Here is a 10,763-nt window from a genome sequence, read left to right as displayed (position 1 = left end):
CGCCAAACTGTCAAGTGCTTCTGAAACCATGTCTTGTAATAAATATCCATCATCGTATCGTTAAAGCCCCAGCCGATGCCATCCGTGCGGCGCATGATCTGCTTGCAGCGATCCTGGAACTGACCCTCGAGATCATGCTCCAGGATGTGCGTGATCGCCGCCGCATACATGCGCTCCATGCTCGCATAGAACGGAGCGCTGATATCGCCAAACTGACATGTGTAGGCGACCCCGATCTCGACATAGTGAACCATGATCTCGGCGATGCGCTCGGGCGAGGCGGCGAGCTTCTTATAGTCCATCACCGCGCGGCGGGCGACGCCGATCCGGCCCGGGCCAGGCATCGCGCTGCGGGTGAAGAACTCGTTGGTGATGATCGCCTTGTACCGATCCAGCAGCTCCTGGTCATAGCTGCCGTGAAGCTGGGCCATGTAGAACTCTTTCACGGCCTCATAGCGCGTGTAGAGCGTGATGATCTCCGCGATCAGCTCCGGCGGCGACTTGGCGGCGAGGTGCTGCCGAAGCTCGCGGACTGAGGGCTTCTTGGCCATAGGTATCCGTCCTTTGCGCTGCGGAGGGATGACCCGCTACAGCGTCACCAGCCGGCACGCCGGCTCGTAGCCCTTCCCTCCCTCGGGGAGCTCATAGTACTGCACGGGGGTCAACGCGTTCAGGTGCCAACCGATCAGCACCGCCATGCCGAGCGGGGCCGACATGAAGAGGTGGGTCTCGCCGCCCGGTCGGCGGTGGCGCTGGATCAGCGTGCGCACCTGGGCGGCGATCGCCTGGGCGTCACGCTCGCTGATCTGCGCACTCGGCCCGCCCGTCGGCTCCAGCCGCAGCCGCTGGCCCACCGGCAGGGCGTGATCGCGCAGGTAGGCGTTGACGAAGGCGCTGACCTCGCCAGGGTCGCGGTTGACATTCAGCTCCACCGTGAGATCCGCCCCCTCGCCAAGGATCTGCGGCTGCACATCGCCACACGGCGCAAGGCGCGCGTCGTGGGGCACGGTGCGCCACCAGCCGGGGCCCTGCTTGACCCGGATCACCGTCTCGGTGACCTCGCGGAAGGCGTAGCCGAGCGCCAGCCCGGCGCCCAGGCGCGCGCGCCCCGTCAGGTCGATCTGGCGCAGGCCGTGGGCCTTCAGCGCCTGGCGCAGATCGGCCAGGGCCGGCAGCAGCTGGGTTCGCCAGACCTCCGGGTCGGGGTAGCGCCCATCTTGGTAGGCCGACTCCCAGGCGAGCAGCAGGGCCTGCGGCGAGTCGAAGGTCACACCAGCGAACGAGCGCAGGCCGAGCGCAGCCCGACCGGCGCGGATGCGCAGCGTGGCCTGACTCCCAACAATCTGGCGCAGCGCCTCGGCCGCTACCGCGCCCAGGCCAGCGGTGCCCTGTGCCGTTAGGTCTCGCTCAACGTCGACCCAGCCCAGGTCGGCCGGATTGACGAAGGGCCGCAGCGCGCGCCGGGTCACCCCGTCGCGCAGGACGATCACCGGCAGGCTCCGCTCGCGGCGCGCGTGCCGCAGCTTCTCGACGGCAGCCTCGAATCCGCGCTCGTCATCGAGGTCGTCGGCGGTCGCGTGAAGGAGGGCACCATCTGCCTGTGATAGGTCAGGTTGAAGTATCAGGCCGCGCATGGCGAGCGCCTGGCCCAGCGCCGCAACCTGGCTGCGCGGTGCCTCGCTGCTGATGTGGATGCTCAGCGGGGCGGGCGGCGGCGGCAGCGGATCGTCGCAGAGTCGCCCGCTCTCCACGCGGGTGTAGAGCACCGGCAGCCACCAGGCATCGTCGAGCGGCAGGTCGGCGCGAGCTACCGCGACGGCCCGGTCAATCGCGCAGTGCTGCAACAGCTCGCGCAGCACCACCGGCATAAAGCGGGCGATCAGGTCGACGGGGGCCAGCCCCTGCATCGCAATCACCGCCGGGACACCCGCGCGGGCCAGCTGCACGCCGAGGGCCGCCGTGGCGGCGACCGGGTCGCCGCTGCCGGCGCTGTGGCACGCCGCAAGGATGACCATGAGCGGTCGCCGGGCCTCGTCGAGGGCCGCGAGCTGGCGGATGAGCTCGGCGCCAGAGAGGCGCGCGGCGCTGCCGTCATCCTGCTCCAGCCAGAGGGTCGGCTCGCCCTGCGCCCCCAGCGTGCCGTGACACACCAGGTAGAGCAGGTCGCATCCTCGGCGCAGCAGCTCATTCAGGCGGGCCGGGGTGGCCCGGCCGAGCGGGGCGTCGGGGGCGAGCGCCGCCAGCCAGGGCGCATCGGCCAGGGCGCGCTGGGCGCTGGCCAGCTCGCTGGCGGTGTCGAACGCGCTCAGGCCGTAGCGCGGGGCGTCGCTCGGGCAGGCGACCGCGATCAGCGCCCGCAGCGCGTCAGCGGTCGGCGTCAGCACCGGCTGCGGGTTGCTGGTCGGCACATAGCGCAGCAGCGCGACCCGCCCGCCGGCCGCGATCGGGTCTCCCGCCGGGTCGCAGAGGCGCTCCCAGCGGAGGGCGTGGAGCGTGGCGGCCTCCTCGGCGATGCACAGGCGCAGGCGCAGGTCGGCCCCCTTGCCGGCGGCGTAGCTCTCGGCGCGGTCCCAGATCACGCGCGATGCGAAGACGGCGGCGGCCAGCAGGCTCCCGTACTCACGCGGGCTCGTCTCACGCTCAAGCAGCGCCGCGGTATCGATCTCCAGCGGGACGCCCCCCGCCAGCTCGATATCGCTGGCGCTGGCGAGGTCGCGCAGGGTGGCGGCCAGCGTATACGGCGAGGCGACGCCGCTGATGCGGAGGTCGAGGCTGATGATCGGCGAAGCCATATGGCGTTGATCCCCTGCAGCAGAAGGCCCCACGTCGTCCTTCGTGCCTAGCTCTTCTTCGCCTTCGGCGCGCGGCGCACCGTGAGGATGGTGCGCCCCCCGCGATCCTCGGCGCTCACTACCTCAACCCGTGCCAAGTCACCAGGTCGCCAGCCTGGTGTGTCGTCGGCGACGGTGAGGGTGGCAAGCACCGACTCGGGCGGATGGCCGGGGACGCTTATCGCGATAAGGCTGTCGCCGCGCTCGATCACTTTGCCGGCGAAGACCGCGCCGACGCCGGGGACGCTGCGGGTGGACGCGGGCGGAGTCGTCGGGGCCGGAGTTGTGCCAGTTGTCTCGGATAGATGCGCGCTATCCGCCTTTGGCTTGTCCGCCGCCCCAATGCCCGGCGGCACCACCCCGGCCACCACCAGCCGCCCGTAGCCGCTGGAGGTCTTCGCGCCGACGCCGCGGTACATCCCGCCCCAGGCGAGGAGTTGGAGCGCACGCTCCACCCAGGCCGGCGGGCCGCCCAGCGCGATCAGGTAGGCCCCGCTGGCGCTGATGAAGGGCACCGGCACGGGGCTGTCCCAGTCGGCCGGCGGCGCGCTGCCGCCCTGGTTATAGTAGGCCTGGTGATGCACGGTGAGCACATCCGGGGCCAGTGGCCGGTCGCCCTCGGCTGAGCCGGGGATGTAGAGCGCGTCGAAGAAGGTGACGTAGCCGGCGCTGTCGGTGGAGCCGAACAGCGTGGTGTAGGCAGGCGCATCGGCGGCCCAGTCGGGGCCGAAGACCTGGCGGGCGCAGGCGGCGGCCAAGCCCTTGAGCGCGCTGCCGGGGATCATCGGCACGCCGTAGGTGCGCTGGAGGGTGACGGCGGTCTCCAGCACGCTCTCGGCGCCGAGCCCGACGATCATGCGGCCAAGCACCGTGGCCCGCTGGGTCTGGGCGCCGTGCGCGGCGAGGGCAGTTCGCCAGCGCTCGAAGAAGCCGGCGTAGGCGCCGGGGACGCGCTGGCCGGCCACCTCCTCAACTAGCCGGGCCTGCGCGGTGCCCTGCTCCTCGCTGCCACGCTGCTGGCGGCGCGCATCCTCAATGTACTTATCGAGCCAGAGCCCGGCGTTCACGCCAGGCTGCGGGCGTAGGCGGGCGAGGGATTCGCGGCGGGTGCTCATGGCTCCACCTTCTGATCAGGGGTAACATCAAGCACCGACTGGGCGAAGCGCTTGAACCAGAGCAGCGCCGCGAGGGCGTCCTGGGTTAGGCGCATATAGTCAGCCAGGGGAGCGTCGCGGCTGAGCCGAATGAGATCGGCACGGGGCGCACGGCCCAGCACGATGGCGAGGTCGTCGAGCAGCCGTTGCATTACCGGCTCGCGCCGGGCATCGACGAAGGCGAGGGCCTGAGCCAGCCCGGCGGTGCGGATGAGCACCGGGAGTTGGTGGGCCATTGATCCGTACTTGTCCTTTTCGGCCTGCGCTAATCCGGTGACGCCGCTGATCCGCTCGAACACGGCGGCGGCGAACTTCTGCTCACGCGTTTGCTGCATCGCGCCCTCCTATACCAGCTGCGTGCGGCAGAGCCCGCGCCCGACCGTCGCCTTGCCGCCCAGCTGCATGGTACCGCCGGTCAGCCCGCCGATGACCGCGAAGACCTCGGCGACTGTGGCCTTGATTGGTGTGGCGACCAGCAGGCCGGCCAGGATGCTCACGGCGGGCAGGGCCTCCTCGTACCAGAGGCCGCCCTGGGCCACGGTCTTCGTGTCGGGGAGCAGCCGCACGCGCGCGATCACCTCGGTGGCGGTGGTCAGCAGGAAGGCCAGTACATCGTCGTGGACGATGCAGAGCCGATCGGCGAGCATCGCCTGCCAGTCCGGATCGTGTGCAAAGATGCAGCTGCCCAGCCAGGTCGCCCACTGGCCCGCCGCCGGGTCGGCGGTGGCGTTGAGGTCGAGATCCTCCAGGATGACCTGCCGACCGGTCGCGCCGGGCAGGGTGATCGCGGCGCTGGCGGAGGCGACGATGCAGGACTCGGGCGTGGCGGGCCGGAGGGGAGCCAGCGCGGGCAGGTTCGTCTGCCCAGCGTCTGCGGCGTCGCGGGCGAAGCGGGCCAGGATGATCGGCGAGGTGACCCAGGCGAAGGTGCCGGCCAGACTGCGCACGGGGAGCAGCAGCAGGCGCTGGTCGGAGAACTGAGCCGAGCCGGCGTGGTCGCTGGCGTTGGCCGTCTCGGGGCCGAAGATCTTTGTCCGACTCTCGGCGGGGCAGGCCTCACGCAGCGGGCCCTTCAGCGATGAGCCGGGCAGGTAGGGCAGGTTGGTGGCTTTCTCGCGGGCGATCGGCAGGTCAATCACACCGACGCCCTGGCCGGTGCCGGCGTGGAGCGGCGAGAGCGCGTGGATAAAGAGCAGGCGCGCGTTGTTCATCGGGCCGTTCTCCTCACAGGAAGTTTAGAAATGCCTCAAGCACATCCGGGTTGTTGCCAAACAGCGGGCGTCGCCCGTCGCGCTCCATAATCTGACTGGCCTCAGCGGGCGTGAGCGTATGATCGGGGGTGGCGATCTCGGCTTTGCGCTGGCGCAGGCTCAGCCCGCCCGGCGGCACCCGCGGCGCGTCGAGCACGAGGGCCAGCCCAACCGCCTTGCCGTCGCCGGCCACCAGCGGACGCAGGATCAGCGGGCTGGCGAGCCGGTCGATGTCGCCTACGCCCTGCAGGCTGGTCTGATCTGGGTCGCCCTGATCCTTGAACTGGAAGATGATCGGCAGGCCGAAGGCAGCGCGCGGGAACTTGCCGCTGGTCGGCAGGGGCTGATGGCGCGGCATGCGGCGGCGGGTGATGCTGCGGATCGCCTCGGGCTCCGGCCAGCGGCTGCGCCCTGGCCGGCGCGGGTCGTCGCTTCCCGGCGGTCGCGGCTGGCGGAAGTCCTTCAGCCGGGTGAAGAGCTGCCGCCAGGCGTCGACCGGGTCGGCCCAGAACGACGTCGGGCTCTGGCGCTCGGGCACCAGGCGGTACCAGCGCAGCTCGCGGCTCAGCCGCGGCATGCCGACCGGCCCGTCTCCAACGACGACGTGGCGGGCCAGCTGCTCCGCAAGCCAGCGCTCCAGGCCGGTCGCCGCAGGCAGGTCGGGCTTCTGTCCATCGATCAGCAGGCAGTGCAGGGCGCCGAAGCCGCGCCGGGTGCGCGCCCCGATCCCGCCGAAGGTCTCCCATGCCCAGAGGGCCGCCGCGATCTCGTCCTGCGGGCTGCCGGCAAAGTGTGGCGCATCGGCCTCACGCCAGGCCGCCGGGGCGGTGACATGAAACGTGAAGGCCACCCCGTCGCGCACGGTGCCGCGCGCCTGCTGGAGCGGGAAGGCCACGTAGCTGAAGGGCGAGCGGAAGTGGCCGACGCTGATCGGGTCGCCGCGATTGTCGGTGAGCGGGCGCCCCCGGTTGTCAGGGACGACAAAGTCGTGGCCGGGCGCGACCTCGGAGACCGCGATCTGCACCTGCGAGGGGCGGGGCGCGTCATTCGTGCTGGCCGCGCCCCAGAGCCGGCCCTCGGCCTCGCGCAGCGCTGCGACCGTGGCGTAGTGGCCGGCGCGGGTCGCGCGCCACCAGAAGCGCAGGTGGCCACGGATAGCGGTGCCGCGCACCGGCGTGATCGGGTCCTGCCGGCTGGGAGCGACGCCGCCACCAAACAGCGGGGTGATCAGCGCATAGCGGCGGGCCTGGACGATCTGGGCGACGCCGCCCGGCGCGGGCAGGCTCGGCGGCGGCTCCGGGGGCTTACGCATGGGGCACCTCCTGCGCAGCCGACGTATCCGGCCAGACGCCGACGGCGGCCAGGCCAAAGCCGTCGAGCTGATCCTGAACATCGTCACTTACGTTCTGCATCCAGGTCTTCTTGAGCCAGTCCTCCACGTCAGCATCGTGGGGGAAGGTAACATAGTAGACGCTGCCGGCCGGGGCGAGGTGACGAGTCGGCTTCGGCTGGCCGTAGCTGCCATTCTTGTTGATATGGGCCATGTCCCACCCGGAGATCGCCTGCGCCCGCGACACGGCGGCACCCACCAGCGTTGCGGTTGCCTTGCCCCGCGTCCACTTTGGGGGCGGGCGGTAGCCGTCCTTGAAGCAGGCCGGGGTGAGCAGGATGACCCGGCAGCGTCGCTCGCGTATGATCCGCTCGCGCAGACCCTCGGGCCAGTCTGGCAGATCGGGCGCGTGGGCGGACCAGCGCATCAGGCGGCGCTCGCCGCCCAGCGGCGCGAGGCCGCCGAGGAATCGCGGGGTTTGACCATTCATGACGGCGGCCAGGGCCAACCGGCGCGTCGTGAAGCCCCCCTCTTGCTGATGCTCGTGATCACGCCAGGTGAGCTCCAGCCCGCTGGTCTGAAACAGCGCGCCATCAAGCGCGGTCTGGGTCTCGGCCTGGATGGAGACATGCACCCGCGTATCAATCTCTAGCCCAGCGATGCCTAGCGCTGCCGGGCCGCAGGTGTCATCCTGAGGCGCTGCGAGCCAGCGGGAGAACACATCCCAGTACCAGAAACGTGGTGCCTTCGAGCTCAGCTTGTTTCGCTCGTAGCTGGCCGGGCTGACCGGCTGAAGCCCGTCGGACATAGCGGTGCTCGCGCCGCCGGCCAGCAGGCGCGGGGCCAGCCAGCGGCGGAGGATCATCGACTCATCGGCTCCATCAGGCGTAAGCAGCAGCGCATCGGCAGGCGCGGGGATGAGCCAGTCGGCGATAGCGCCAGCTGCCTCCGGGTGGTCATCATCGTGAAGCTGAACAAGCAGCGGCCCGCGCACCGTCCGCTTGAGCACCTCGCCGCTCTGGCTGCGGTCAAAGATACCGTCGTCGCCCAGCCCGGCCTTATGGCGCAGCGCCCCGGCGACCGTCGACGGGAAGGGGAAGGGCAGGGTGGTGGCCCGCGCGCCGGGGTTCGGCCCAAACGGGCGCCCATCGCGGACAATCAGCGGGTCGCGCGGCTCGATCAGCCACAGCGTCTCGTCAGGCTCGCTCACGCCGTGACTCCTTTCTTCTGCGATATCGGTCCCCAAGCCCGCGCGAACTCCCGCGTGATGATCAGCTCGGTGGCGAGCTGGGCGACGCCCCACGCTTGCGCGGCGGCGGTGCTTGCCGGCAGCTCAGCCGCCAGGGCCAGCAGATCGGCGTTCGGATCGCCGTCGTCGCCATGCTGCCCACGCTTGCGTTTGACAATCCGCAGCGCCTCGGCCCGCAGCGCCTCAGGGGGGAGCGTGCGGCCCACGCGCAGCGCCAGATCATGCAGATCGTAGGCCGCGCCATCGGGGATGGCGTCCTCCCGATGGAGATCGATCAGCTGGAGCAGGCGCTTGTAGAACGGCCCGCCCCACCCGCCGGCGGTGGTGCGATCACTGCCGCCGCGCTTGCTGAGGATAATGGCGAGCCCATTTTTTTCAGGCAGGGCCTTTGCGGCTTGCTCAGCCTTGCGCACGAGCCCCAACGCATCAGATAGCGGCTCCAGGTGGTGACAGATGGCGATGCCGACCGAGAGTGTGGACGGATAGCCTTGCTCAGCGAGGAACTCGTGCATGTGTTCGTGATATGACTCGTGGAGTGCGTGGGCGCAGGCGAGGGCCGTGTCGAGGGGCAGGAAAGCGAGCACATCATCGCCGCCCGCGTAGACCAGGGCGCCGTGATGGTCGGCGGACTCCACGCGAGCGCGCACACCCCCGGCGAAGGCGTCGAGGGCCAGCGCAAGCGCCTGCAGCGTAGCGACGCCCGGCTGGTTATCAATGACCTTGCCCATATTGTCGCCGTCGGCGAGCAAGATAGCGTAGTAGGGCTCGGGCCGCTCGCCGCCGGTCGCCGAAGCGAAGAAATCCGCGAGCGCGCCGCGCGCCTCCCTCAGCTCTGCCTCCTCGGCCACATCCGCAAGTCGCTCCTCGAAAAGGATCGATGCGTCGTAGCCCGTAACAAGGTCGATCGCTGCGAACCGTTTCGGGTTGAGCTTCTCGACTCGGGCAGAAACCTCTCCGAGGGTGGCGATGTAGCGGCGCAAGGCGGCAGTGTAGTCGAGGCCCTGCGCATCCAAGCGCGTGAGCAGAGGCAGGGCGGCGAAGTGCGAGGTGCTTGGGAAATCAGCATTGCCCTCGGCGGTCTTCGGCTGATAGTGCCGCTTGAAGAGGTCGACTCCTGAGAGCCGCTCGGCCCGCCCGGCGCCGTACATATAGAAGAGCCGCTCGACCTTGGCTTTGCGCACAGACAGAGAGTCGCTGCCGGCGGGGTAGTCGTTCTCGTCGATGACCGACTCACGCACGCCATCGATCGATGACTTTGGCACCGGGAGTCCCCACGCTGGTTGCCGAAATGTGCGCGTATACTTACGCGCCGCCAGGGCCGCCTCAAGGCGCTCGCGGCTGACTTGAAAGGCAGTACCGCTCGCATTGTCCACAAGTGGCGCAGCTGCCCACGTGATCTCGATCAGGTCGGCGACCTGAGCCTCGGCTCGCTTTCGGTATCCTTCATCATCTGGCCATGTGATCCGCTTGCTTGTATCGAATACATCGGCGATATCTGTCGTGAGCTGCGCCCGTATGTGTTTCTCGACCTGCTCACCAATTACGCCGGGATCAGCTCCCGTCGGTAGTAGCGCGACGATTCGGTTGACGACATCGTGGGCCTTCAGATCTTCCTGGGCCGGAAAGATCAATGTTGCGCCGTAGGTGTTGCGCAACGCATCGGCAGCGGTGCGTGACAGTGCGCTGAGGAGCTGCGATCCGGCCCATAGGTCGCGGGTGCGGCGCGCGGCGGCGATAAACTCCTGCACCGGGCCAATAGTAATGAGAAAGAGGTGTTTTGTCATACAGATCCTCCGCTGCTTCGCGCCCACACACGTAGCAAAGATGGCAAACTGTCACACATGTGCCAGCTCCACCCAGCCGTGCCCAAAAACCGCCGCCTTGCCGATGTGCAGCAGGCTGCCGGTGAGCAGGGCGGCGCGCACGGCGGGCGGCGCGCCGCGCAGGGTGGCCGTGCCGATGATGCCGCCCAGGGTCATCTGGCGCGGCTGGGCCTCGCGGGTGCTGGTGCGCTCCCAGTCCACCCACTGCACGTCGGGGCGCTCGACGATCACCTCGCGGGCGGCGGCCACCAGCGGGCGGTAGTCGGCCTCCCAGGGCTCGCCGTGGAAGGCGGCCAGGGCGGCCAGCCGCCAGCAGGCCGCCTGCACGATCGCCGGCAGATCCAGCTGCGCGATGAAGGCCCCGCGAGACTTGACCCGCAGGGGGGTGCGCAGGGTCAGCCGCAGGTCGGCGGGGAGGGCTGCGGCACGGGCCGTGAGTTCGGCGACGCTGAGGGTCGGCAGGTCGCCCGTATCGAGCGGGCGGCCGTCCTGGTAGATCGGCCGGCCGATCGGGCGGAAGGGCTCTAGCGCCTCGACCCGCTCCAGCTTGGCCTTCGCGTGGTCGCGCCCGAGCCCAGCCTGGCCGAGCTCGGCGAAGCCGACGAAGAAGTAGGGCAGGTAATCGATCCCGCGGCCGATCAGGGTCAGCCCAAACTCCAGGGCGTCGCCGGCGGCGTAGGCGCGCTTGTGGTCCAGCGGCGGCTCGATCACAAAGGGGCGCGGCACGTCCTGGAGGTCGTGGAGCCGCCCGGCCCCCGGCGGGCGCGGCGTCTCGAAGACCCAGCGGTAGGGGCAGATCATCCCGGCCTTACACTGGTCGGAGCGGCCCCAGCAGGCCGAGGGGCAGGCGGCGCGCTGGAAGGCGTAGCCGAAGCCACCGCGCAGCAGCGCGCCCTTGTAGGGCGGCAGGGTGGTCGACTCGAGGAGGCGGTAGGTCACGCGGGCGCGGAGGACGGAGAGGTCGGGCAGGGCGATGGTATCGGCAGCGACGGGCGCGGGATCAGCCATACCAGCTCCTTCAGCAGCGAGAAGAGTGGCACCTCCGCTGGCGCAGACGGATAGGATCTGCGCGGTGAATGGGGCAAGTATAGCATGTGGTTGGCGCTTACGGCTATACCTCGTTTGT

At 69.7% G+C, this 10,763-nt stretch carries 9 protein-coding genes; all 9 read right to left on the bottom strand.

Annotation, left to right across the window (positions count from 1 at the left end; all coding sequences use genetic code 11):
• On the bottom strand, window positions 1–551 hold a 551-nt coding region (locus K2Z83_RS26935), incomplete at its 3' end, for a DUF6155 family protein (protein ID WP_220598259.1).
• Between the two features lie 36 nt (window positions 552–587).
• On the bottom strand, window positions 588–2,792 hold the full coding sequence (locus K2Z83_RS26930) for an SAVED domain-containing protein (protein WP_220598258.1): 2,205 nt from the start codon (window positions 2,790–2,792) through the stop codon (window positions 588–590).
• 47 nt (window positions 2,793–2,839) lie between these two features.
• Entirely contained in the window at window positions 2,840–3,946 is a 1,107-nt protein-coding gene (gene cmr6 / locus K2Z83_RS26925; RefSeq protein ID WP_220598257.1) for a type III-B CRISPR module RAMP protein Cmr6, read from the bottom strand.
• Window positions 3,943–4,320: a type III-B CRISPR module-associated protein Cmr5 gene (gene cmr5, locus K2Z83_RS26920; RefSeq protein ID WP_220598256.1), complete on the bottom strand. Its 378-nt coding sequence runs from the start codon at window positions 4,318–4,320 to the stop codon at window positions 3,943–3,945. The genes cmr6 and cmr5 overlap by 4 nt, the downstream gene beginning before the upstream one ends.
• Before the next feature lie 9 nt (window positions 4,321–4,329).
• Window positions 4,330–5,196 carry a type III-B CRISPR module RAMP protein Cmr4 gene (cmr4, locus tag K2Z83_RS26915; protein ID WP_220598255.1) on the bottom strand — a complete coding sequence of 289 codons (867 nt, stop codon included), beginning with the start codon at window positions 5,194–5,196 and terminating at the stop codon, window positions 4,330–4,332.
• A 13-nt stretch (window positions 5,197–5,209) separates the two neighbouring features.
• Window positions 5,210–6,547, bottom strand: a complete 1,338-nt coding sequence (gene cmr1 / locus K2Z83_RS26910; RefSeq protein ID WP_220598254.1) for a type III-B CRISPR module RAMP protein Cmr1 — start codon at window positions 6,545–6,547, stop codon at window positions 5,210–5,212.
• Window positions 6,540–7,775 carry a type III-B CRISPR module-associated protein Cmr3 gene (locus K2Z83_RS26905; RefSeq protein WP_220598253.1) on the bottom strand — a complete coding sequence of 412 codons (1,236 nt, stop codon included), beginning with the start codon at window positions 7,773–7,775 and terminating at the stop codon, window positions 6,540–6,542. The genes cmr1 and K2Z83_RS26905 overlap by 8 nt, the downstream gene beginning before the upstream one ends.
• Window positions 7,772–9,598 (bottom strand): type III-B CRISPR-associated protein Cas10/Cmr2, encoded by a 1,827-nt coding sequence (gene cas10 / locus K2Z83_RS26900; protein WP_220598252.1) that lies wholly within the window; start codon window positions 9,596–9,598, stop codon window positions 7,772–7,774. The genes K2Z83_RS26905 and cas10 overlap by 4 nt, the downstream gene beginning before the upstream one ends.
• Window positions 9,599–9,649: 51 nt before the next feature.
• The gene (cas6, locus tag K2Z83_RS26895; protein ID WP_220598251.1) at window positions 9,650–10,645 is read right to left on the bottom strand and encodes a CRISPR system precrRNA processing endoribonuclease RAMP protein Cas6; all 996 of its coding nucleotides are present in this window, start codon (window positions 10,643–10,645) and stop codon (window positions 9,650–9,652) included.
• Window positions 10,646–10,763 lie beyond the last annotated feature (118 nt).

Origin of the sequence: Oscillochloris sp. ZM17-4, from assembly GCF_019599295.1 — a bacterium.
Classification (GTDB): domain Bacteria; phylum Chloroflexota; class Chloroflexia; order Chloroflexales; family Chloroflexaceae; genus Oscillochloris.
This window is presented reverse-complemented; position numbering and strand designations above follow the sequence as displayed.